The sequence below is a fragment of the Alicyclobacillus acidiphilus NBRC 100859 genome (assembly GCF_001544355.1).
GTDB lineage: Bacteria > Bacillota > Bacilli > Alicyclobacillales > Alicyclobacillaceae > Alicyclobacillus > Alicyclobacillus acidiphilus.
In genome coordinates this window covers 1-24067 of record NZ_BCQI01000013.1, presented here as the reverse complement: position 1 = coordinate 24067, position 24067 = coordinate 1, and the positions used below count along the sequence as shown (strand labels likewise).

The following is a 24067-nucleotide window of genomic DNA, read 5'->3' as shown; positions in this document are numbered from 1 at the left end:
CGCCTCCCTATCTTAATGGCATAGCCTTTCTTCTTGTCGTGGAAGTATTGCAAGAAGAACGCTTTACTAGTCCCTGATGAATCACGGGTTACGTTCCATAGATTTTCAACGGTATCGTGGATGATCTCCTCAACCTCAAACTCCCCGACGATCTTTCCTTCTGGGCTCGTCGAATAAACGACTATAGTGTCGACGTCTTGCTTGAAAATCGCTCTTCGATATTCATAGTTCTTCTCGCCGCAAAAATTAGGCCTGATAGATAATAAAACTTTCATCAATTCCACCTGCCTCAGCAATGCGCTTAAATTGGTCCTTGCTTATGGGCATGAACCCCCAATAGACGTGTTGATCCAGCCCGATATCCTCGATAAGCTTTTTTCGAGTAAGACGTCTCGCCAGAGCGATGTTATACGTCATTTTGATGGCAAAGACGCTTCTCTTGCTTGAATCATTATACCAATCACGGAGTTCAGACTCGGAAAACACACTGTAATTTCGGCAATAGGCCACAAAATCATCGGCATTTCGAAAGTCGTGCTTTACTTTCACTTCATCAACTACACAGATCGAAGTAGCGACCGAGCGATACCACGCTGGTCCTTGGCGGTCGTTGGTTCGGTAAATTACAAGGACATCAAAAGTTTCATTTCTTAAAATTGAGTCAGGGAATAATCGAGTATGAAATTCGGGATGAATGGAATACCGCGCGGCACCGATGTCAGTCAGTGTGAAGCGCGGTATTTTCCTATTATCCCCGTGGAGTATCATCCAATCCAAGGTGTGTTTTTATCGCATTCTGAAGCAGTTGAGAATAATTCACCTGGTGTTCATCGGCCTTGTCTTTGAGCCACTGCGGCAGTGTTACAGTCGTCTTTGTTGATCGCGACGTCAGCCGGCTACGGATGGGTGGCATCCAAACCTCCACAAGACACACAATTTGATTCCCCTCATGAGGCACGGCCAGTGGCGCGCTTGGCTCCGGAATCTCCTCCCCATCCTCCTCCATACTCCAGAGATGCAGACCCAACGCTTCTTTTGCCATGTCCAGGGCTTCCATGTCGTTTGATCCGCACGTAAAGCAACCGGGTAGGTCCGGAAACGCCACGGAGATACCATCCTCTGCGTAATCAAAAATAGCGGGATAAACGTACTTCGATGGCAAATCGTGCATATATAGTCCACCTTTCGGCAGAGCTACTCCAGTAGCCCTGCTCGCTTTAGGATATTTCTCGCTGTCCCAACTGGGATGTCTTTTTTCGGATGAGGTACCGTCACTTTGTTGCGCGTTTTAGGATGTATGTACTGGTGATGACTTCTCTCAACCGCTTTGAGTACCCAGCCGTTCGCTTCCAGCATGCTGATAAGTTCTCTTGATGAGTAACTCTTGACGGTGCCCACCTCCTGAAACAAATATAACACATACAATTGTATGTGTAAATACTTTTGTATGTGTTGTTATGAGATCGAAATCAGCATTATATACGTCAGCTGTGTCGTCTCTTGACCTGCACTTCTGGATATCAACCCCAAAAATCCTCGAATGTCGCATTTGGGTCGATCTCCTGTATTGCTCAATTTGCGCGCGTTTAATCGGGAACGGACTTTGTAGGTGTAATCATATTTCGGAACACGAAGGGTAGAAATCCGGTAGACAATGCCCTGAAAACAGAAAAAAGGACTCCGAGAAAACTCTCGAAATCCCTTGATACATCTGGTGCCGAGGACGGGACTTGAACCCGTACGGGCTTTTGGCCCGGCAGATTTTAAGTCTGCTGCGTCTGCCGATTCCGCCACCCCGGCATGCAAGATCGTTCATACACTATACTACGCTTGTAGCCATTCATCAAATCAACATCGTCAATATCCGAGAACCCATGCAACAACCTGTTGTGGACAGGCTGAGCCGATCTGGCAAAATGGCCGCCGCAAACGACTATACCATGTTGCTTGTGGTTCGTGAAGAATCATTTTCACACCAATTCGCCATTCGTTCATCAGAATTCCGTGTAATTCAATGGAAATTCAATTTGTCGACGCTATGATGATGTCAGGCAGTGAAGAGTGTCGATTGCCAATTGCCAATTGCCGATTGCATCTCTTCTTGACCCCCCTAACGATAGAATTTGGCCACTGCATACATGCAGTGGCCGCCTTTTTGATGCCCTACTTCTGTGATGGCCTGGTGAGGTCGATCACGTGCGCTGCGGCGACCGGGATTCGCTCTTGTGTCGTTCGAATGCGAACAGGATGAGGGCTGCGACCATGCAGATGGGCAGCCAGACAGCATGCAAAGCGAAGTGACGTTCGCATTCGCCGGAGGCGGCTGCTCCTACGCCATAGAACACAATCGCGGAAAACCACATCAACATGGGACCCCAGGGCCGTTTTTGAGCATCGCCGCCAGATGGTGAGGCAGTGGGCGACGGTCCGCCATGGGAAGGCGGCTCACTCGTGCGCTTGGGTGCCGTCTTGATACTCCAGACGAGGGATTCCATGAGGCCTGTGAGCGTACTGGTGATCACCGTGGTCGTGATGCCGTTCACACCGATGCGTCGCGCCGCCACACCTTGCACGCCCATCGCAAACGCAAGCAGCGCGATGAGCACAAGATGGGACGAGCGGGGCGTGATCGAAATGAGCGCCGCAAAAACCGCGAGGGCTGCAAGTTCCAAGGTGAGCAGTTTGGTGACTGCGGGCGTCCAGCCGACTTCTTTTTGTCGGTGCCATATCAACCTGGCTGCGGCTGCCGCTCCAGCCATAAAACCAAGAATGGCTGAAACGTATCCAAGCGGGGAAAACGCCGATTCGTGGATGAGCGATAGGCCGAGCAGCACGGTGTTGCCTGTCATGGCGGCTGTAAACACCTGGCCGAGCGCAAGGAAACTGATAGCATCGACGCAACCCGAAGTCATGGTGAGCACAATCAACAAGATGTTGCGGGTGGATGAGGACAGCAACGGGATCGACGACCTTTCCAAACAGTTCAATAGACCAACAAGTATGACGATGAGGCATGCGTGCTCTTCAAATGATAAGGGACAATGCGAGAAACAACAATCGAGGACGGATGACCTTTTGCGATCACCCGATTGCATGATGTTTGGATATGGAGGGTAAATTATCCACCATCCGTATTCTCGAGGGGTGTGTGGAAAATGAACACGAAGCGATTCATTGCCATGGTCGCATTGGTGTCGTCTGTGCTGGTGGGTTGCGGCGACGCCGGAACAGAGATGCAGAACTTTACGGGCGGCGGGAGCGAGAACAGCACGAACACGAGCGGTGGCGACAACTCGAGTACTGACAACGAATCGACGGCTAACAGTTCGATTGAGAACAGCTCATCGGACAATAGTTCCTCAGAAAGCAGTTCCTCAGAAAATAGTTCTTCTTCAGATAACAGCACGGATATGGAGAACGCGACGGGGCTTGGCAACAGCAGCGAGAGTGAAAACAACACGTCGTCCTGAGGTGAGGTACACGCACAAAGGGCCGAAGCGTCGCAATGACGGCGCTTCGGCCCTTTTCGGTGTCGAGATCGATGTTGGAGATCGATCTCGTGGTTTTCACGTATCGGTCGACTTATTGCGGATTGGTCATGATCAGACTCGCCTGCTTGACGACAACCCGATGGGGCAGTTCGAGAATGGAAAGAATCCAATCTGCGACATCTTGCGGCTGCATCTGGTGATCTTCATCACCGAGTTTGAGTCCAACTCGCTTGGCAAGATCGGTATTCACGGTGCTGGGCGCCAGCGCAGTGACGCGTATGTTATGCTTGCGAACTTCTTGCATCAAAGACTCCGTGAAACCCATGACGCCGAACTTCGATGCAGAGTATGCGGATGTGGTTGCTGAACCGCGTTCGCCGGCCGTAGAGCTGACATTGATGATATTGCCGCTGTTTTGTTCAATCATGGTCGGCAGTGCGGCACGGGTTGTGTAGTACGTTCCCAACAAATTGACTTGAATCATTCGTTCCCATTGCTCGACAGGCATCTCGAGAACGGTTCCGAACGAGGCTGTACCGGCGTTATTAATCAGGATATCGACGCCGCCCAATTGGCTGATGAGGCCCGCTACCGCTTGTTCGATCTCGCTGCGCACACTCACGTCAGCCGCCGCAGCGAAAGCGCGAACGCCGTATGACTGCTGCAGTTGTGCCGCCAAACTGGTCACATCGGATTCCGTTCGAGAAATCAATCCGACATGGATGCCGACTTTTGCGAACGACTCCGCGACCACCCGGCCAATCCCTTTGCCTGCACCTGTAATGATGGCTCTTTGACCTGCCAACCTGGATGTCATGTCACATGCCTCCAATCTCTCTCTCTGGGTCTATGACAAACCTGTCACACGTCCAGTATACGGCGATGATCGCAAATTACCAAAAGTGTCAGGTGACATCGACCTGTAACAATTGATAACCAGGTAAACGGCTCGTCTGACAACTGTACGAGAGGCTGGAGTAATCTCTGAGTGTGCCCAAAGCGCTTTGCGTCAATGTACTTTGCACTTCGGCCTGGGTCGCATGGACCTGCAGCACAAAGTGGTGCTGTTGGAGCGAGATGTGACTTTGCATAGCGGCGAGCAGGTTGTTCAATTGTACCTTTGGCTCGTACTCACTCATGACTTCGACATTGTTTGAAAGCTTCAGGATGCTCGGATCCTTCGTCGATGGGGCCAAATTGTGGATCACCGTCGCGAAGTCGGTCGTCGCGTCGGGCAAACCTTTGGCATTCCACGTGTGATCGACCGCCATTTGAGCGTTCGTCAAATTGTAGTAGTTGTAGCTTGGCTTTGTCGACGATCCGCCGACGGGATCGTCCCAGGTGATGTCCAGTTGGTACCAGTGTCCCCCAACCTCGACTTCGTTCCACAGGTGGGATTGTCCATCCGCTGTTCCTTGTACAAAGCGGACTGGAATGCCCGCGAACGAGAACATGCGATAGGCGAGGGCCGCGATGCCTTGGCAGACAGCCGATCCTTGAAAGGCGTCGTAAGGTGTATAACGCGTCAAGGACGTGTCGTAGGTGACGCGTTGAACAATCCAATCGTGAATGGCCAATTCCTTCGCGTACGCACTCATCCCAGGTGTCAACAGGGTCGATTCAACCAGTTTGATGGATTGATCCAATTGGTGTGTTTGCGCTGCCGTTTGCAGCCACTGCATGGTCACGGTTGTTGTCGATCCCACAGAACGGTACGACACCCCGGAGAGCAATTGATGGACATATGGATTCTGAGAAAGTGCCTGATTGACGAGCGTTTCGGCCGTCGCTAACGGTGACTGGATGGAAAAGGAATTTTTTTGTGCAGCGACGTCTTGCTCGACCACGGCCTGCGGCGCGCTGGTTGTCGCTGCGGTGACTTGCGTGGCGAATCCCGACGCGGTGAAACCTGTAATCGCGGCGAATGACGCGATCCCCGCTGCCACAGTTCGGCTGACTGCATTCATCACGACGGACCTCCTTAGAGACATGTACAAACGCGTGCTCGTCCCTGCATGTCTATTCTAGATGGGCGAGCCTTCTGTCTCAATGGCCAAGTCCGACCATCGATCCGTCAAGGCCACCGATTGCCCCGGATCCGCACCCTGTTTGTCCACTCGAGAAGGTTGTCCCTGTCTACAGCGCGACGCCGCATTTCATATTCATGTACTTCAGAAGAGCGTGTTTGGAGGGATTGTGATGAAGAGACTGTCGAAGGCTTGGGCTTGCCTCTTCGCGTTGTTGCAGAATAAGCGATTGACGACCCTCGTTCCAGGGTTGCTTGGGGCTGCGAAGGTAGCCACCGACGCCATCGGGTGGCATGTCATCACGAACCCGGAGATCAACGCTGCCACCAATGTCGTCGCGGCAGCCGTGACATTGGTTACGGTTTTCATATCCCACGACAAGACCCAGCCAAGTGGTTCGGCGGCTTCGACGACCTCGTCGGAGGAACAACAGCCATTTCATGATGGCGGTGTGTCCAATGACACGAAGGAGGTGCAACCGACAGTGCAGGCGCAACCTGTGCAGCCGGAAGCCGCCTCGGACGGCTACGCGCGTCCACATGGAGAATGAACGCCGTCAGCGTTTTGGCACATCGGAGTTTTGGTACAATGGAACATGTCCCGCCACGCCGGGGTGACATTGTCCATGGAGGAAAAACGATGGCCGAAACTGTTTCGACACGTCTTGAAGTGCGGTGGGGCGAATGCGATCCCGCAGGTATTGTCTACCATCCGTCTTTTATAGACTGGTTTTCCGTTGCTCGAATGCACTTCCTCGCGGAGCACGGCATTCAGTACATGAGAGAATTTCACGATACCGGCATCACCATTGTCGTCACGGATGTCGCTTGCAAATACATCTTGCCTCTCCGCGCGGAAGAGCATATCGAGATTGTCGCGAAGCTCGTCGAGTGCAGTCGGACAAGGCTTCACTTCGAGTACGATGTATTGAAGTCAGACGGCAGTCTGAGTGCGCGCGGATCGACCAGACATGCGTTCGTGAAGCATGGTGTGATACAGCCCGTGAACCTGCAAAAAGCATCGCCGGAGTTGTGGACGCGCATCGCATCGCTGCCGACCTTGGCACGAGCGTAATTTTGCGCGGGTTCCCGCACACGCCTATACAGGTCATGCGTGGCAACGTGTAAGCTACACCAGTCTGTAACACAAATCTTCGCGAGAGGACTGGTGAACGTGGCGAGTCTGGTTTTGACGTCGAGTTTCGCGTTCCCAGCCTTAGTGACCCAATGCAAGGCATGCCCATACGTAACGAACGTGCAAGTGTATGAGGAGAAGCAGATTGTCTTCGTGCGTTGCCCAAATGACGAATTGGCATGCCTCGCGGAGCGTCTGGCTGAATTTTTGCTTGTCTCGTGGCTTCCCGAAAAACTCATCGCGGAGCAAACCGATGCCCCGACGAGGCTGACCAATGCCGACGTGAGGGCGTGCGTGTGCAAGGTTGTCAACGAGTGGCGGCGAGGGGCGGACATCGCCGAGGGTTATCGCTACGCGAACTGGCTGGAGCGCAGCAGGCGATCGCTGTATGGCATCATTGCCGTCAATCATCGCTTGTCAGTGGACGGTTTTGGGCATTTTCGACTTCGTCCGCTGACATCTGTATTGCGCGAAGTGGTGGAGGCTCAACTTCGCCGCCAGGCGAGAGAATTGGAGTTTGAGCGCGCTGTTGCGGGGCTGCGTTCCATTTTGGAGAAGCAGCCGCTCTATGATGAGGAATTGCACGTGTTTTGCACGCCAGATCACGTGTATTTGGCGGATCGAAACGGCGCCGTCATCGACAATCCTTGGATTGATCTGGTCAGTGAAGCTGACGACGATTCAGCGGATGTCGACGAGGAAGACAGCGCGATGACGACGTTGATCACGAGATCGCCGCGCAACATCGTCATCCATGATTTGAACCCGGACGCGCAGTGGCCGAGTTTTTCGGAAACCGTGCTGCGTCTGTTCGAGGGGCGGGCGCATATCTGTGATCGCTGTCCGGATCGTTGTCCATGGAAGCTCGTCAAGGACTGTAACGGTGTAAGATGGGGGGGACGGAGATAAGAAAAAACCATTGGCGAAATGACCGGTCATTTCCCAGGGAACATGAGGTGTTGTTGTGACCAGTTTCTCCATCTTGGGCGTTGTGGCTTGTGGGCTGGCGCTGGCGGTCATTGGTTTTTATCTGTCGAGTGTGTTGCCAACGCAGTGGTTAAAAGTGGAGCGTATGCGTGTTCCACTCGGTGCGCGCTGCAAGATCGTTCAAATCAGCGACATTCATATTGAACGAAACCGAATACGCAAATCGACGTTGGCCAACGCGATCCGCTCGGAACAGCCGGACATTATCTGTTTGACGGGAGACTTCCTCGACACTGAAGCCGCGATGTTGCGTCTCGTTCCATTTCTCCGTATGATCCAAGAGTTTCATGTGCCAACCTTTGCGGTCCTGGGCAACCATGACTATCGGCTGAAGAACCCTCACGCCCTTGTGGAATTGCTCGAATCCTTTGGCGTTCGTGTGCTGCGAAACGAGAGCGTCTCGCTGGAACGCTTGCAAATCGTCGGGATCGACGACTATTGCACGCGTCACCACGATGAAGATGAGGCATTCAAACACGTTGAAACGGGTAAACCAACATTAATCATTACGCATGATCCGACGATCACGCTGGCCATCAGGACCCGGTACGACTACCTCATTGCAGGGCACTTTCACGGCAAGCAATTCGCGCTGCCGGGCATCTTTTATCTTCAGCCGATGGGTCCTCTCGCCGCGTCTGGCGTATACCAGGGACTGCATCATTCGGACAAGGGGACATTTTACATATCGAAAGGAATCGGACAGAGCGGTGTGAATTTTCGATTCTTGGTGCGAAGTGAAATCACCGTACATGAACTCTGATGCATGTGCGGCTGTACGGTGTGTCGTTCATTGTCAAGGAGGACAAGCATGATGACGAATACGTCCGAAGTCAACCTACTTACGCGTTTGGACCGAATCCCGATCACGCGAGGCATCGTTGCTCTCATTGCGCTTCTATCTTTGGTTTGGCTCGCCGAGGCGTTCGATATCGGTATTGTTGGACCGGTTCTGTCCACACTGGAAAAATCATGGAAGTTGTCTGCGTCTCAAACCGGACTGCTGGCCATTGCGTCTACCTTGGGTGTCGTGATTGGGATGATCCCGTCGGGCGTCATCGCGGACCGGTATGGCAGACGAAGGGTTGTGCTGCTTGGGATTTTGTGGTTTTCAGTGCTCACCATCATTGGGGCACTTGTCGCCAATGTTTGGTCCTTGTTTGCCATCCGTCTGTTGGCGGGTGTCGGCGAAGGTGCGGTACTGCCCATGCCGTACCTGATTTTGTCCGAATTCACAGGGCGGTCGCGGCGCGCCATCAGTGTCGGCTATGCCAACGGGATCCTGACCGCGGCGTACATCGTACCCAGCGTCGTCTCGCTGTGGGCTCTGCACGCATATTCACCCGATTTCGCATGGCGCGTTCCGTTTTTGCTCGGCGGCATTCCGCTGCTGATGTTGATTCCAATCTACTTCTTCCTGCCGGAATCGCCGCGCTACCTGTTGGAGAAAGGGAAGATCGATCGCGTTCGCCACATGGTTGAACGACTGGAAAATCAAGCCTCCCTGCCGCACGATGAGTCGCTGCACGACGACGCCATTCAGGCATCGCTCGAAGCGACGCCGCACGCGTTGCTCGATACGGTGCTCGCGCTGCTGCGCCAGCCGCTGCTGGGGCGCACGATCATGGTGGTGCTTCATCTCACTGCGGCGCTCCTGTTGTTCTATGTATTGCAGGTGTTTGGACCGACGCTCTTGATTGCGCGGGGCTTCGCGACGTCGAACTCGATCCTCTACACCGGGCTGATGATGTTGTTGGCCGGCGTGGGTTCGATTGTCCAGGGGCATTTGTCCGATCACTATGGCCGCAAAAACATTTTGTCTTGGTATGTGGCATTGGCGACTGTCGGCTGTCTGTTGTTCGCTTTCACGTCGGCCACCTGGAGCGTGTTTCTTGCAGGCTTTTTGACCGCGTTTTTTGGATTGGGTATTTTCCCCGTATCGAAACTGTGCGTCGCGGAACAATATCCAACAGATTTGCGTGGACGCGGCGTCTATATCAATGAAATGATCGCCCGGGGACTCAGTGGCGTGGTCACCACATACTTCATTCCGACGCTTCTGAAGGTATGGAGCAACGAAACGATTTTCTTTGCCATTGCCATCGTCCTTATCGCTTTCAGTTTGCCTTTCCTGTTCTTTGGCCGAGAGACATCGAACAAGCAACTCGAGTTGGCGACGTCCGTCGTTCCGAACGACAAGCTGTCGTTGAGTCGGGTCAAAGATCGCGGATGAGTGTCCATGGAGCTATCTTTGCATTTGTTTACGTTCCATACAAATTGAACGGTGTTTTCCGGAAGGCTATCAAACAGGCCTTCCGGTTTTTATGGTCCATTATGGTTCAATTTCGACGATATCCACCAATTCAGCCAACGAAAGCGGAAAGATCACGTTGAATTGTGTCCCTATGTTTGTTACCATAAGTTAAGTTTGTTGAACAAACCAATAGGCCGAAAGGTGATGGACATGGCGTATTTTCCAGAAGTGAGTAAAATTCGCTACGAAGGAAACAAGTCTACGAATGCGCTCGCATTCAAGTACTACAATCCCGAGGAAATCGTCCTGGGTAAAACGATGGCTGAGCAGCTTCGCTTTGCGGTGAGCTATTGGCATACGTTCACGTTGCCTGGCAGCGATCCGTTCGGTCTCGCAAACATGATTCGTCCGTGGGACGGATACACGGGTCTCGATCTTGCGAAGAAGCGCGTTGAAGCCGCTTTCGAATTCTTTGACAAATTGGGCGTTCAGTATTTCTGCTTCCACGATCGCGACATCGCTCCGGAGGCCGACACACTTCGGGAAACCAACCGCAATCTCGACGTGATTGTGTCGATGATCAAGGACTACATGAAAACTTCGGGTGTAAAAGTGCTGTGGAACACGCAAAACATGTTTTCGAATCCTCGTTTCGCGCATGGTGCCGCTACTTCGCCGGATGCGGATGTATTCGCTTTCTCTGCCGCGCAGGTGAAAAAGAGCCTTGAAATCGCGCTTGAGGTCGGATCCGAAAGCTACGTGTTCTGGGGCGGCCGCGAAGGTTACGAGACGTTGTTGAACACCGACATGAAGCTGGAACTGGACAACCAAGCGCGTCTGCTTCATATGGCTTGCGACTATGCCGACGAGATCGGCTTTAAAGGCCAATTCTTGATTGAGCCTAAGCCAAAAGAACCGACCAAGCACCAATACGATTTCGACGCGGCGACGACTATCTCGTTCTTGCAAACCTATGGTTTGGCGGATCGGTTCAAGCTCAACATCGAAGCGAACCATGCGACGCTTGCAGGACATACCTTCCAGCATGAACTTCGTGTCAGCAGGATCCACGGCATGCTGGGTTCTGTCGACGCAAACCAAGGCGATCCGCTGCTTGGCTGGGATACGGACGAGTTCCCGACGAATCTTTACGACACGACCTTGGCGATGTACGAGATTCTGTTGAACGGCGGGCTTCACTCGGGCGGCCTGAACTTTGACGCCAAGGTTCGTCGCGCTTCGATGACGCCGGAAGATCTCTTCTACTCCCATATCGTTGGTATGGACAGCTTCGCTCGCGGGCTGAAGGTCGCTGCCAAGCTGTTGGAAGACCGCGTGTTCGAAGACGCGATCGCGGAGCGCTACCAAAGTTACACGACCGGTATCGGCAAAGACATCGTCGATGGTAAGGCGACCCTCGCCTCTTTGGAAGAGTACGTGATCGACAAGCCGGTTTCGATGGCGAAGTCTGGCCGTCAGGAAGTGTTGTTGGCGAAGTTGAATCAATACTTGCTTGAAGTGGAATGATTTCGATGACATCAGAGGCAGCAGGCTTTTTCCGGATTGACGTCGGCACGTCCGGTGTGAAAGCCGTGCTGATTGGCGCCGATCCCGATGAATTGGCTGTCTACGGTGTACGAATCGATTGAAGTCACTGGCGAAATCACGTCGGCGATCGGACGCCTCATTGTAAATTCGTTGGAACGGGCAGTCTTTTTTGGAATGACGGGCAGACATCGCAGGGAACACTCTACACGTGCAGCCGTTGGCACAGGGACATACCCGGATATACCGTCCGCGTGCGCCGCTCGCATTCGAGTCGACGTCAGCGGCACGTGGTAGAAACATACAGATAAATATAAATTCGGAGATTCTGCTAGATATAAGTTCACAACCAGCGTTCGCAGGGTTTGCGGCGTTTTATTTGCAAACGTCTATTCAAGTGTTTGGGAAAAAACCTAATGACTTGGGCGAACGCTGATGTGTGCTTCGAGTGAGGAGGAACACCCTTTGAACCTTAGAATCAGCAACTCGGTGATTTACTTCTTTGGCGCTCTTGGCGGCTTGTTGTTTGGTTACGACACAGGCGTCATTTCAGGTGCGATTCTGTTTATTCGGAAAACGCTTCACTTGCAGGCTTTTGGCCAGGGGATTGTGGTAAGCGCTATCCTCATTGGCGCCATTATCGGTTCCGCAATCAGCGGGCCGCTGACGGACAGACTCGGCAGAAAGAAAGTCGTGCTCGCCGCAGCTCTCATTTTCTGTATCGGCGCCATCGGTTCGGCTTTGTCGCCGAGCACCGGTGTGTTGGTCTTTTTCCGTATTGTCTTGGGCGTTGCAGTCGGTACTGCTTCGACCATGGTGCCGATGTATCTCGCCGAAATGGCCCCGACTCGCATTCGTGGCGCATTGTCCAGCTTGAACCAGCTCATGATTACCATCGGTATTCTGCTGGCGTACATCATCAACTATGTCTTCACACCGTCTCAGGCGTGGCGGTGGATGCTGGGACTGGCCTTTGTTCCAGGCGCCATCCTTTTTATCGGTATGCTCTTTCTTCCGGAAAGTCCGCGTTGGTTGTTGAAGCATGGCAATGAACAAGAGGCGCGCCAAGTACTCAACCACTTGCGCAAAGGCGAGGGCGTCGAAGAGGAACTGAGTGACATCAAGCGGACGAACGAACTCGAACAAGGCGGTTGGCAAGAGGTCAAAGCAAAATGGGTGCGTCCGGCCATCTGGTTGGCCATTGGTCTGGCTGTGTTCCAGCAAATTATCGGTTGTAACACGGTCATCTACTATGCGCCGACGACGTTTACCGAAGTTGGCCTTGGCTCTGCGGCCGCGATCCTTGGAACGGTCGGTATCGGAAGTGTGCAGGTGATCATGACGTTGATCGCGGTTCGATTGATCGATCGCGTCGGTCGCAAACCACTCCTGGTCGCCGGCAGTATTGGGATGTCCTTGTCGTTGTTTGTGTTGGGCATTGCGAACGCGGCCCTTGGCAAGTCCGCTGCTACGGGTTGGCTGACGCTGATCTGTCTCGCTGTCTATATCTTCTTCTTCTCTATCAGTTGGGGTCCCGTCGTTTGGGTCATGTTGTCAGAGATTTTCCCACTGGGAATTCGCGGCGTTGGTATGGGCATCGGCGCGGTTGCCAATTGGGCGGCGAACCTCGTTGTCTCGTTGACATTTCCCGCGATGCTGGATGCGCTCGGTATTAGCACAGTGTTCATCATTTACGGCGCGATGGGAATACTGGCGCTCATCTTCGTCATTGGCAAGGTGACCGAGACGAAGGGCAGGAGCTTGGAGCAAATCGAGTTTGACCTCCGAAGCAGAGTTTCTGAAACCTAAATCGGACTGTTCAACGAACGCGTTGCATATAGACCCGAAGGGGTGTGATGTTTCGATGCCAGTTGTAGAAACCACTTATGGCGGAGTGCCTGCTCTCACCATGACCCGTGGCGATTATCAAGCGATTTTGCTGCCCGAAAAGGGCGGCAATCTCGTTTCATTTCGCGACACCGCCAAGAACTATCGATTCATTCGGGAACCGTTGGAGGACATGGAGCGATTTGAACGCTCACCCATTCGGTTTGGGATTCCCATCTTGTTTCCGCCAAACCGTTACGAGGATGGCCGTTTCACGGCAGCTGGCCAAAGCTACGAGCTTCCTGTCAATGAGGAGTCCACGCATAACCACATTCACGGTTTCCTCTATAGAGCGGAATGGCCGGTTGTGGGTCAAGGAGAAGATGGTCGGGAAACCTTTGTCGAGATCCGGCAAGATATTGACCAATCGCATCCGATGTACGCGCATTGGCCGCACGCTTTTTCGATCTCGGTCCTGTACGCGTTGTCCGAGGATGGACTTCGTCAACAGGTTCGCATCGTGAACCACAGCGATCGGCCGATGCCTTGCATGCTCGGCTTCCACACGGCGCTCAATGTACCATTCGCGGAGGGCAGCGACAAGGACGATTACGTGTTCACTGCGACGATTGGCGAACGTTGGGAACTGAGTGACAGAAAACTTCCGACGGGGCGCTTCCAGCCTTTGAACGAGGGAGAACAACGGATCGCGCATGGCGGAATCAGTCCGTTCTTCGAGCCGATGGACAATCACTACACCGCGCGTCCCGTGGAGGGCCATAATCGTATGGTTCTTACGGATCGACGGCTTGGCGTCAAGCTGGTGTATGATGTGGGACTGCGCTACCGCCATTGGATGATTTGGAATGACGGCGCCGGCGGTGAATTCTTCTGTCCCGAACCACAGACCAATATGGTCAACGCACCCAACACAGGTCTGCCGGATGACGTGTCTGGATTTGTACTCTTGGCACCCTCGGAGACATGGGAAGAGGAATGCCGGTTTTACGTAGAGAACGCGTAGGCGTGCAGGGGCGGGGTCGACAGCGGGGTCGTGTGGGGACTGCTTCGGCTGCGTCGCACTGGCCCCGGCCCCCGTTCGTTTTGCTGAGATTATCGGATCCCACGATAGAGCCCGCTCGATTTCCACTTTTCACACCGTTATACACCCCCACCATTCATCAGAGTAAAGACAAAAAGGTTTTGAAGAGATGAAAGAAGAATTTCATTCCAATGTTACGGTGGCGCTGGAGAGGCGGCGCGATCGCGAGGGCTGGCGAGGGCGATCGGGCAAATAGGCGGCCCTCAGACGCTTATTTCGTGAAAATGGCCGGATCTACGGCAAATAAGCGTCGCTGAGACGTCTATTTGCCTTCATGCCCCCCGGGATCGAACGGTTTCAGTGATTTAAGCGTCTCCTGGCAGCTTATTCGTCACAGGTCGGATGATTCGACACACTTAAGCGTCTCCCGGCCGCTTATTGGCTCACGAGACCTTCGTGATCGCGTGGTGGCGCACAGTTCGCCCGCCTCCTGCGCCCGGCTCCCGGCCCGGCGTATCCAGAGCTGTATCATGAAAGGGGAAGAATCATGGTGAAAGACGTGGAGGCAGTTCCGATTCTTGCGTTGACATTCGATGATGGCCCGGATGACAGGTACACGGATCAGGTCTTGGACATTCTCCATCACTACGGCGTGCCGTCCACTTTTTTTGTATCGGCCAACAGGTGGGGATCTATCCGCACCGGGTGGAACGTATGGCTTCGTCGGGGCACGTGGTGGGTAATCACACATGGACGCATCCGTACTTGACCAAATTGACGTCGGACGAGGTGCAACGGGAACTCGAGCGGACGTCGTCCGCGATTGAACACGTGATCGGCAAGTTGCCGGCTTTCTTTCGACCGCCATACGGTGATATCGACGAACGGGTGAGGCAGGTTGTCGAATCCCAAGGGATGGTTCCGGTATTGTGGGATGTCGATTCGGTCGATTGGTCTGGGATTCCCGGCCCTCGCGTCGCCGCGAACGTCATTCCTCATTTGCGTTCAAACGCTGTGGTTCTCCATCACTGCGCGGGGCATGTCGCAGGGACCGTCGATGCTCTTCCGTATATCATTGAAACGGCCCTGGCGATGAATTGTACGTTTGTTACATATGACAAGCTGTCTGGCCTGCCCGCCTACCAATCGTAGCAAAACTACGCCTCCGGTCTGATGACACCATACCCAGGACTTAGTAGAATGCTTCTTGGGTGGTTCGGTCGATGATCGCAGGGCGTGCGTTTCAGACGCGGGATCGCGCACGATGCGTGGTTGCGCATAGCCGACAAACGACGATGGAGACGAGGTTCGATATGGCATCTATCATTTCTCAGCAACCGGTTCGGAAGACACGCATCGCTTTTGTCGTCACGGGACTTCTTTTGGGGATTTTTATCGGCGCTGTCGACAACACCGTCGTGTCGACCGCAACGGGAACGATTGTTGCGAAACTGGGCGGTCTCGACAAGATTGTCTGGATCACGGCGGCGTACATGTTGACGGAGATGGCAGGTATGCCGATTTTTGGAAAACTGTCGGATATGTACGGCCGCAAGCGATTTTTCGTATTTGGCTTGCTTTGTTTCTTGTTGGGGTCGGTACTCTGCGGAACGGCGCAAAACATGGACCAATTGGCGCTATACCGGGCGATTCAAGGAATTGGCGGCGGCGCGTTGATGCCTATTGCCTTCACGATCATCTTCGATGTGGTACCGCGCGAACAAGCAGGCAAATTTTCCGGCATGTTTGGGGCCGTGTTTGGTATCGCAAGCATTTTTGGGCCGCTGCTCGGTTCGTACATCACGGTCCACTTCAGTTGGCGTTGGGTCTTCTACATCAATGTCCCGATTGGCATCGTGACGTATATTCTCGTAGCATTCTTCTACCATGAGTCCAAGATGCACAGCAAGCAGCAAATCGACTGGTTCGGCATATCGACCCTGGTACCGGCCATCGTGTGTCTGATGTTCTCTCTCGAATTTGGCGGCAACCAATATGCATGGGACTCCCTTCCCATCATCGCTGGCTTCGTCGTGGCGTGCGTGCTGTTCGTTCTGTTTGTGCTGGCCGAAAGGCGTGCTGCTGAGCCGATAGTGTCATTCAGCATGTTTCGCAACCGCGTCTTTGCAGGAAGCAATTTTCTCGGGTTGTTGACGGGGAGCGCCTATATCGTCGCGGTGGTGTATATCCCCATCTACATCCAGGGCGTGCTCGGAGGAACCGCGATTCGGGCCGGTATCGATTTGCTTCCAATGATGCTGGGATCGGCCTTGACGTCGCCGGTCGGCGGCGCCTTGGCGAGTCGGACATCGTATCGCAACATTCTGCTGGGGGCATGCGCCGTATTCGTCGGAGGGCTGTACCTCCTGACGACCTTGGGTCCGTCGAGTGCAACGTGGCAAGTCATGGTGTACATGGGCGTTGTCGGCGTTGGCATTGGACCGACATTTTCCGTCGTCAGCATGGCGGCGATGGGCGAGTTTGATATTCGATCGCGCGGGTCCGTGAGCTCGACGACCTCGTTCATTCGCGAGCTTGGCATGACGATTGGAATCGTCATCTTCGGTGTCATCCAGAAAAATCTGTTTCACGGCGATCTCAAAACTGCCTTTGCCGGCACTGCCGCGAAGACTAGCTCGTTCGACGCGTTCGATCCGCACGAGATGCTCTCGCCGATGACGAGATCGCACATTCCAGCCACGATTTTGCACCATCTCGTCCCTGCGCTTTCACTTTCGGTCACAAGAACGGTGCTGTGGGATTTGATTCCGGCCGTGCTCGCGATCGCAACGGCGCTGTGGTTGGGCAAGGCGAGATTCAAAGGAATGGAATTCAACTCGTGACGCCTCGCGACGTATAGAGCGGGTGCGAAGACCTCATACTGACACGTGTCCAGGAGATACTTGGAAAAAACGGCTGTCAGGAGAGGTGCGCTTGTACGCTTTTGAATTGCGATCTCGGCACGCTTTCGACACGTTTGCCGAGCGGCTGGGCGTAGTCATGGGGAAGGTCGACGCGTTGGTCGATCTCACTGGTGATCGGCTGGTCCTGCAGGTGCCGAAGGAGGCCGTGAATCAGGTGGCTGCAGGCATCACTTCGGTGCTGTTCCGCGAATGGTTGTACGACAACTTGATTCGCCGCGCTCGAAAGAGCCACGAGCACGTGAGTCGCGACGAATTGGAATATCTGTCCCTGGTCTACCTGCACGAGATTCGTACAGAGCAAACGCCATTGGGGGACAAGACGCTTGAGCAATGGGAAGAAGCTGTGCGGGAAGAGATCGCGTCGTTGGTTCGCGCTGGAACGACGCTTTCGATCGACGGATTTACGCGATTTCGCCTGCGTGAACCCGTGTCGGTGCTGTTTGACCGGTTCGCGGATCGGCTTCGTCGCTTTGAATTGGACAGGGAGTACGAAGAATCCGTCGCCATGCTGAGGTTCATGCTGGATGAACAACCGTCCATCATGCAGGAAGTCCACGTGTTTTGCGGCCGTGATCGCGTGTGGCTCACCGACGAACATGGGCAACTGGTTCGTGATGAGCAGATTGTGCAAGCGGCGATCGAATCGGAGACGGACGAGATCGACAGCGAAGATCTGGCGATGAGTATTTTGATCACGCGATCGCCGTGTCGAATTGTTCTGCACGATCTGCATCCGGACGCTTCGTGGCCGTCGTTCGTCGAGACGGTTCGCCGGGTTTTTGCCGAACGAGCGCGGATGTGTGAGCGATGCGACGCGTGTGAGAGGTTGCGTGGATCGCAACCGCCAATGGGTTCCTTGGAGGAGGATTTTGATTTTCCTTCGATCGACTGGACTTGACACACGACCGAGCATTGTCGTAGTGTGCACGTAGAGAATTTGACATGATTGCGATGCGGAAAGACGAGCTTAAAGAATCAGCGACGCCAAGAGAGAGGGCACCGTGGCTGCAAGTGTCCTTCGCCGCTCCTTTGAGACACCACTTTCCAAGCAGTTCACGGGGAGGCCAAAGGCCAAAACGGGAACCGTTTACCACGTTACGGTACCGAGCCTGCAGACCGGGGGGGTTGTGATCCGGGGGCGGGGAAATTGGGTGGAAACACGAGACAAGCGTCGTCGTCCCATAGGGGATGAGGGCGTTTTTCCATTTTTGGGCGTGCGAACGGGTTCGTTTCGCCGGTTTCGGACATGATGCCCGGGCCGTCCGCCAGATGAGGAGGAATACATGTGTCAAACGAGATATCGATTTTACTGAAGGATGGTTCCGTCCGAACGTTCCCGGAAGGTTCCACGTATGCCGACGTCGCGGCGTCCATCAGTCCGCGATTGGCCAAGGAAGCGGTTGCCGCGAAGGCCGATGGACAGGTTGTCGATTTGTCGCGGGAACTCGTGAACGGCGTGACGGTTGAACTGTTGACGCTCAAGGATCCCGATGGTGTCGACGTCATGCGGCACACCTGCGCGCATGTGATGGCACAGGCTGTGGCGCGAATCTTTCCAGGCACCAAGTTTGCGATTGGGCCCGTGATCGAACATGGATTTTACTACGATTTTGCCGATCACGATTTCACGCCGGACGATTTGCCGCTGATTGCGGCGGAGATGCAAAAGATCATCGACGCGGACTACCCGCTTGAACGGCAGGTGATTTCGCGCGAAGAGGCTTTGGCGATGTTCGAGGCCCGCGGGGATCGGTTCAAAGTCGAGATCATTCAAGACCTGCCGGCCGACACAACGCTGACGATTTACCGTCAAGCGGAGTTTGTCGATCTCTGCCGCGGTCCGCATCTCCCGTCGACGGGGCGCATCAAGGTGTTCCAGTTGGGTAACCTGGCTGGCGCGTACTGGCGAGGGGATTCGAGCCGGGAGATGTTGACGCGCTTGTACGCGGTCGCGTTTGCGAAGAAGTCGGATTTGGATGAGTACAACCGGTTGCAGCAGGAGGCTCGTGAGCGGGATCACCGCAGACTCGGCAAGGAGCTCGATATCTTCATGCTCTCGCCAGAAGTCGGTCAGGGTCTTCCGCTCTGGCTGCCGAACGGCGCGAAGATTCGTCGGACCATCGAACGGTATATCGTCGATTTGGAGGAGTCGCTCGGGTACGATCACGTCTACACACCACACCTCGCCAGCGTCGAACTGTACAAGATCTCGGGACACTGGGAGCATTACCACGAGGACATGTATCCGCCGATGCAGTTGGACAACGAGGAGCTGGTGCTGCGTCCGATGAACTGTCCGCACCACATGATGGTGTATAAAAATGCGCTTCGCTCGTACCGCGAACTGCCGATTCGCATCGCCGAACTCGGCATGATGCATCGTTATGAGATGTCAGGCGCCTTGGCGGGCCTGCAGCGCGTGCGAGCGATGACGTTGAACGACGCGCACATCTTCTGTCGGCCGGATCAGATCCAGTCCGAGTTCGAACGCGTCGTGCGCCTGATTGAGCGCGTGTATCGGGATTTTGGCATCACGGATTATTATCATCGGTTGAGTTATCGCGATCCGGCGAACAAGGAAAAGTACGTTCAAAACGACGAGATGTGGGAACTCGCGCAGGGCATGCTCAAACAGGCGATGGACAACCTTGGCCTGGATTACGTCGAAGCGCCGGGCGAGGCCGCGTTCTACGGCCCGAAACTCGACGTGCAGGTGAGGACGGCGCTTGGCAAGGACGAGACCTTGTCGACGGTCCAGCTGGACTTCCATCTGCCCAATCGATTCAATTTGGAATACGTTGGAGAAGATGGCAAGACGCATCGGCCCGTCGTGATTCACCGCGGCGTTGTGGGGACGATGGAGCGATTCACGGCATTCTTGATTGAACAGTACAAAGGCGCTTTCCCAGCCTGGTTGGCTCCTGTACAGGCGGTCGTGGCGTCTGTTTCAAGTGACTTTGCCCCTTATGCGCAGGAGGTTGCCGACAAACTTCGTGAAGCGGGACTTCGCGTCGACGCGGACACCCGCCCGGAGAAAATTGGCTATAAAATCCGCGAGGCGCAGGTGCAGAAGATTCCGTACACCTTGGTCGTCGGACAACGCGAATTGGATGAGGGCACGGTCTCCGTCCGCAAGTACCAGGCGGGAGATCAAGGAAGTATGACCATTGAGCAGTTCCGGGCGCGGTTACAAGACGATGTCGATTCGAAGGCGTTGCTCGTGCAGCCGTGACAGGTCTACGCATCTTTCCCGCTACGTGGCCAGGATTCGGAATCAGCCACGTCGACCAAGCCAGTGAAGCAACCGCGGGATTGCCGGACCTCCGGCAATCCCACATATTGAAGCGCGAGCCCACGTTTGATTTTTTTCAAAGCTCTTTTCGTATAGATTGTTGCTAATGAACCTACTGATTTTCCTATTTGACTACTGTTAATATATGTGTATCAACATTTTTGGGAGGAATGATTATGGAACATTCTAACTTAATGCTCAACCCACAGGACTTACAACGTGTTCTGCATAAAGTATGGTCTCTCAAATCAAGTTCAAAATGGACTCCCGAAAACCCTGCACTTGGACAATGCGGAGTTACCGCATTAGTTGTGAACGACTTACTCGGCGGTGACATCTTAAAAACGCAATCGCCTGGAGGAATTCACTTTTACAATCGAATATCGGGACGACGCTATGACTTCACTGAGTCTCAGTTTATAGTACCTATCATTTACGAAGACTTGCCATCAAATTGAGAAGAAGCATTCAGCGATACGAATGCTGAACAGTACAACTACCTCAAGAGTTCGGTACTGTATAACCTGAATTTGGTTTTTTAGACTACCCGTAGATATTCAACGGTTACATCATTGGCTCGCTTTGACATATCTCGCAGAATAGCCCGCTTTGCTTCAAACGGCGAGAGATTTTTGTATCGTTCCAAGTAGCGGAACCAGAAGAGGTAGTTGTCCAGATACTTGGTGGCAACACCTTGGAACCGTTCCATCCACTTTTTCAAGCGTTTGTGATATGAATTGACGTGCTGGACGTGGTATATACCTTTACGAACATACACTCCCTTACGTACATTGATAATCTCGTGATGCAGTCCCTTCATCTTCGCAAACGCAATATAATTCCGAGCAGAGTCTGTGCAGAGCAAGGAACCTGGAGCAAGGTGTGTACCGAGTACAACGTCGATTTCCGTTGCCGTAATGCGACCACGACCAGCGTTCTGTGCAACAATATCTCCATCTCGGTCGATGGCGACCACAACACACACTTGCTCTTTGCTAATGCCACGTTTTTGGGCTACACCGCCACGCTTTCTTGGTTTCCGAAAGGTAATGTGTTTCCGACCTTTATAAGACTCCAAGAAAAAAGTTTCGTCAGATTCTACAATCCCGTTCAGGGTGTCTTGACCGAGGGAGCGAAGGGCATACAACACTTTGTGTCGCCAGTAAAACGCCGTAGATACATGAATCCCCAACAACTTGGCAGTTTTGGACAAGGTAAGACCGTTCAGCATACACTCGACAAATTTGAGCCACTTATCAGGGTAACGTGTACCCGAAATGGGGCTTGCCGTCGTATCGTTGAATGACTTTCCGCAATCTCTGCAAAGGTATCTTTGGCGAGAACGATATTTTCCATTGCGTTTGACCAGTGTACTCCCGCAATGGACACACGCCAAACCCGAACTAAACCGACTGTCACGGACTTCTTCGGCAACCTTGTCTAACTTCAACCGTGGTTCCGGGAAAAGTGTATTCTTAATGGCTTCAAACAAGGCGAGTTTTTCACCTTGACTCAATTCGTCGAAGTCTTCGTACAGGTCTTTCCAACTCATTGAAAACGCTCCTCGGACGAGATTTGTCGGACATTATACATTATTGTCCAAAGAGCAACAATCTATACGAAAAGAGCCTTTTTCAAATACGACGTGCGATTGGACAACGAGCATCGCGTGCAGATGCGCACGGTCGTGCTCTATCACGCGATTGTCACAAACGCGCCGGATACACTCAACATCGGTACCGCACATTATCGAGTTGAGAACGTCTCTCTAAGACACCTTGACGGTGACTTGGCGTTGGGCGAAGTCGAGGCACACCCGTGTGCTGGTCGGTGAGAACCCGGCGACCGCATGCGCCTCTTCCTGCCCAAACATGCGCGTGGGAAACCTGGATGATGTCTTTGACAGTATGCGTGAACTGATTCCAAAGGTGCAGGATGACACGGAGCGAGGTCTGGTCGTCAGTGCCATTCTTGTGCTTGGCGATCAGGGACTCTCCGTTGAACAGCGTGAATTGCTTCAGAAGAAGTTGAGGAAAATGTCCAAACTCGCGGAAGGAATCTTCGATGAAGGAGCCTATCAAAAGAGCCCGATATTGAGACTTGGGCTAATTTGGAAACAAGTCGGCTCTGTTCTACCGATTTTTGGTTTCAAGGACTTGATCGTATTCTGAATTGGAAGTATATTGGACATATAAAAGCTTTATTTTCTGTAAGGGCAGGATATATTAGTTCATGCTGTTAAATGGGTAAGTACTTTAAGGCACGGGCCAATCAATTAGAACCCTTATTAGGCCACGTGTCATGCATGGGGTGCCTAATATGAATCATACAGAACAATTAAGTCCACGCGAGATAGACGTCGCAAAATTGGTTGCACAAGGCAAGAAGGATGTTGAGATTGCCAAGGAATTAAACATAAGTCGGAGACGTGTTGGAGAAATAGTTGCTCACATAAAATTAAAGTGCAATTGCTCGTCTCGTGTAGAGATCGGGATATGGGCACACGAAAACCTGAACATGGATTGAGGTTAACTAATTGGGTTATAACATGGATGGGTTAAGTTATAATTCAGAATTATTTGATTCGGAACTTCAATATGCCGATTTATATCAGAAGTGGTGTTGGGATATTCAAATTCTCACTAATAGTGGTCTAGCTTGGAAGATAGAATCTGGCACGCATGATGTATGTATCGGTTTAATTGATAGTGGTATTGACCATAGTCACCCGGATTTACGACCGAATATCTTGTCCGAAGGCAGATCATTTCTACCCCAGGATAATAGTACTTACGATAAAATTGGGCATGGAACAATGGTGGCTGGGGTGATTTGTGCTCGAGGAAGAATGTTGGGCCTTGCCCCAGGTATTGGAGTAATACCCTATCGAGTGTTTGACGGTCAAAGTACGGATTTGAATACCGTTTTATTGGCGTTACAGACAGCTATCGAGGACAATGTTGATATTATAAACCTGAGTCTTGGTAGCTATAAGAACTATTCAAAGGAAAGTCAAGGGTTATTCGTTGAGTTTAGGGATTTGATATCTAAGGCCAATAATAAAGGTATCATAGTGGTTGGATCTGCCGGACAGATAGAAACATTCCGGAGTAAACAGCCAGAATATTATAACCTTATCCATTTCCCTGGGGATGTTCCTGGGGTGATACCTGTTGTTCCTATAGATAAAAACAATAACGTGCTTGCACTTCCTCGAAGGACAGGAGTTCCGTATTACGCGTGTTTTGGAGGAGATTTCGGACCTCTGTACGCGAGCGAGGGGAAGATAAACGTAAGACATCTATGTTTAACCACTTACCCGCCCGCACTTCCACAAGGATTTGCACGCATGGCAGGCATTGATTCGGGTTATGAATTCATGGCAGGTACGAGCCTCGCGGTGGGTAAAGTAGCCGCAATAGTTGGGTTAATTCAGTGCCGGTCGCTTAAAGTTAACCAACGTAAGCTTAATAAAATCGAGATCTGCGGAATATTACAGGAATGCTCTGCAAGGGTCAAAATTAGAGGATACGATATCTTTACA

23 protein-coding genes, 1 tRNA gene and 2 pseudogenes are annotated in these 24067 nt (G+C 52.8%); 18 read left to right on the top strand and 8 right to left on the bottom strand.

Annotated elements, in window-relative coordinates; translation table 11 throughout:
• Positions 1–246: 246 nt before the first annotated feature.
• The 5 genes from AAC01S_RS07010 to AAC01S_RS06995 all read right to left on the bottom strand — a co-directional run bounded on the left by AAC01S_RS07010 (position 247) and on the right by AAC01S_RS06995 (position 2957).
• Positions 247–777: a hypothetical protein gene (locus tag AAC01S_RS07010; protein ID WP_157071088.1), complete on the bottom strand. Its 531-nt coding sequence runs from the start codon at positions 775–777 to the stop codon at positions 247–249.
• On the bottom strand, positions 749–1171 hold the full coding sequence (locus AAC01S_RS07005; protein WP_067620915.1) for a type II toxin-antitoxin system HicB family antitoxin: 423 nt from the start codon (positions 1169–1171) through the stop codon (positions 749–751). Before AAC01S_RS07005 ends, AAC01S_RS07010 begins: the two co-directional genes overlap by 29 nt.
• A gap of 23 nt (positions 1172–1194) precedes the next feature.
• Positions 1195–1398: a type II toxin-antitoxin system HicA family toxin gene (locus AAC01S_RS18730; protein WP_281178117.1), complete on the bottom strand. Its 204-nt coding sequence runs from the start codon at positions 1396–1398 to the stop codon at positions 1195–1197.
• Positions 1399–1712: 314 nt separating this feature from the next.
• A tRNA-Leu gene (locus tag AAC01S_RS07000) sits at positions 1713–1800 on the bottom strand.
• 392 nt (positions 1801–2192) lie between these two features.
• A complete protein-coding gene (locus tag AAC01S_RS06995; protein ID WP_083511604.1) occupies positions 2193–2957 on the bottom strand; it encodes a YoaK family protein in 765 nt (254 codons plus the stop codon).
• A 198-nt stretch (positions 2958–3155) separates the two neighbouring features.
• Here AAC01S_RS06995 and AAC01S_RS19225 point away from each other — a divergent pair, with 198 nt between their 5' ends.
• On the top strand, positions 3156–3470 hold the full coding sequence (locus AAC01S_RS19225; protein WP_157071087.1) for a hypothetical protein: 315 nt from the start codon (positions 3156–3158) through the stop codon (positions 3468–3470).
• Between the two features lie 112 nt (positions 3471–3582).
• On the opposite strand, the gene AAC01S_RS06985 is transcribed toward AAC01S_RS19225, so the two are convergent.
• A complete protein-coding gene (locus AAC01S_RS06985; protein ID WP_067620909.1) occupies positions 3583–4308 on the bottom strand; it encodes a 3-ketoacyl-ACP reductase in 726 nt (241 codons plus the stop codon).
• Between the two features lie 88 nt (positions 4309–4396).
• A complete protein-coding gene (locus AAC01S_RS06980; protein ID WP_067620906.1) occupies positions 4397–5458 on the bottom strand; it encodes a transglutaminase domain-containing protein in 1062 nt (353 codons plus the stop codon).
• A gap of 232 nt (positions 5459–5690) precedes the next feature.
• Between AAC01S_RS06980 and AAC01S_RS06975 the strand changes: the two genes are divergently transcribed.
• The 14 genes and pseudogenes from AAC01S_RS06975 (at position 5691) to AAC01S_RS18725 (ending at position 21065) form a co-directional block, all read left to right on the top strand.
• Positions 5691–6068, top strand: coding sequence for a hypothetical protein (locus AAC01S_RS06975; protein ID WP_067620903.1), 378 nt, complete (start codon positions 5691–5693; stop codon positions 6066–6068).
• Between the two features lie 89 nt (positions 6069–6157).
• The gene (locus AAC01S_RS06970) at positions 6158–6592 is read left to right on the top strand and encodes an acyl-CoA thioesterase (protein WP_067620901.1); all 435 of its coding nucleotides are present in this window, start codon (positions 6158–6160) and stop codon (positions 6590–6592) included.
• A 99-nt stretch (positions 6593–6691) separates the two neighbouring features.
• Positions 6692–7561 (top strand): sporulation protein YtxC, encoded by an 870-nt coding sequence (gene ytxC, locus AAC01S_RS06965; RefSeq protein WP_067620899.1) that lies wholly within the window; start codon positions 6692–6694, stop codon positions 7559–7561.
• Between the two features lie 55 nt (positions 7562–7616).
• The gene (locus AAC01S_RS06960; protein ID WP_245630114.1) at positions 7617–8402 is read left to right on the top strand and encodes a metallophosphoesterase; all 786 of its coding nucleotides are present in this window, start codon (positions 7617–7619) and stop codon (positions 8400–8402) included.
• A 51-nt stretch (positions 8403–8453) separates the two neighbouring features.
• On the top strand, positions 8454–9872 hold the full coding sequence (locus AAC01S_RS06955) for an MFS transporter (protein WP_067621041.1): 1419 nt from the start codon (positions 8454–8456) through the stop codon (positions 9870–9872).
• Positions 9873–10103: 231 nt separating this feature from the next.
• Complete coding sequence (gene xylA, locus AAC01S_RS06950) at positions 10104–11420, top strand: xylose isomerase (protein ID WP_067620897.1); 1317 nt, start codon at positions 10104–10106, stop codon at positions 11418–11420.
• An 87-nt stretch (positions 11421–11507) separates the two neighbouring features.
• Complete coding sequence (locus tag AAC01S_RS19545) at positions 11508–11735, top strand: hypothetical protein (protein WP_169794022.1); 228 nt, start codon at positions 11508–11510, stop codon at positions 11733–11735.
• A 168-nt stretch (positions 11736–11903) separates the two neighbouring features.
• On the top strand, positions 11904–13247 hold the full coding sequence (locus tag AAC01S_RS06945; RefSeq protein ID WP_370670815.1) for a sugar porter family MFS transporter: 1344 nt from the start codon (positions 11904–11906) through the stop codon (positions 13245–13247).
• Between the two features lie 55 nt (positions 13248–13302).
• Positions 13303–14289, top strand: coding sequence for an aldose 1-epimerase (locus AAC01S_RS06940; RefSeq protein WP_067620893.1), 987 nt, complete (start codon positions 13303–13305; stop codon positions 14287–14289).
• A gap of 565 nt (positions 14290–14854) precedes the next feature.
• Positions 14855–15459, top strand: a pseudogene (locus AAC01S_RS06935) (polysaccharide deacetylase family protein).
• A gap of 161 nt (positions 15460–15620) precedes the next feature.
• A complete protein-coding gene (locus AAC01S_RS06930; RefSeq protein ID WP_067621039.1) occupies positions 15621–17150 on the top strand; it encodes an MDR family MFS transporter in 1530 nt (509 codons plus the stop codon).
• A gap of 91 nt (positions 17151–17241) precedes the next feature.
• Positions 17242–18129, top strand: coding sequence for a sporulation protein YtxC (ytxC, locus tag AAC01S_RS06925; protein WP_067620890.1), 888 nt, complete (start codon positions 17242–17244; stop codon positions 18127–18129).
• A 387-nt stretch (positions 18130–18516) separates the two neighbouring features.
• Positions 18517–20463: a threonine--tRNA ligase gene (thrS, locus tag AAC01S_RS06920; RefSeq protein ID WP_067620887.1), complete on the top strand. Its 1947-nt coding sequence runs from the start codon at positions 18517–18519 to the stop codon at positions 20461–20463.
• Positions 20464–20699: 236 nt separating this feature from the next.
• Positions 20700–21065: pseudogene (locus AAC01S_RS18725) on the top strand (YunG family protein).
• On the opposite strand, the gene AAC01S_RS06915 reads toward AAC01S_RS18725, so the two are convergent.
• Entirely contained in the window at positions 21062–22075 is a 1014-nt protein-coding gene (locus AAC01S_RS06915) for an IS1595 family transposase (protein ID WP_067620884.1), read from the bottom strand. The pseudogene AAC01S_RS18725 and the gene AAC01S_RS06915 sit on opposite strands and share 4 nt — an antisense overlap.
• A 232-nt stretch (positions 22076–22307) precedes the next feature.
• On the opposite strand from AAC01S_RS06915, the gene AAC01S_RS06905 reads away from it, so the two are divergent.
• From AAC01S_RS06905 to AAC01S_RS06895, 3 genes are all read left to right on the top strand, one after another.
• Complete coding sequence (locus tag AAC01S_RS06905) at positions 22308–22694, top strand: hypothetical protein (protein ID WP_169794021.1); 387 nt, start codon at positions 22308–22310, stop codon at positions 22692–22694.
• Positions 22695–22824: 130 nt separating this feature from the next.
• Positions 22825–23049: a response regulator transcription factor gene (locus tag AAC01S_RS06900; RefSeq protein WP_306307172.1), complete on the top strand. Its 225-nt coding sequence runs from the start codon at positions 22825–22827 to the stop codon at positions 23047–23049.
• 10 nt (positions 23050–23059) lie between these two features.
• Positions 23060–24067, top strand: a 1008-nt coding sequence (locus tag AAC01S_RS06895; protein WP_067620872.1) for a S8 family serine peptidase, incomplete at its 3' end; no start/stop codon positions are given.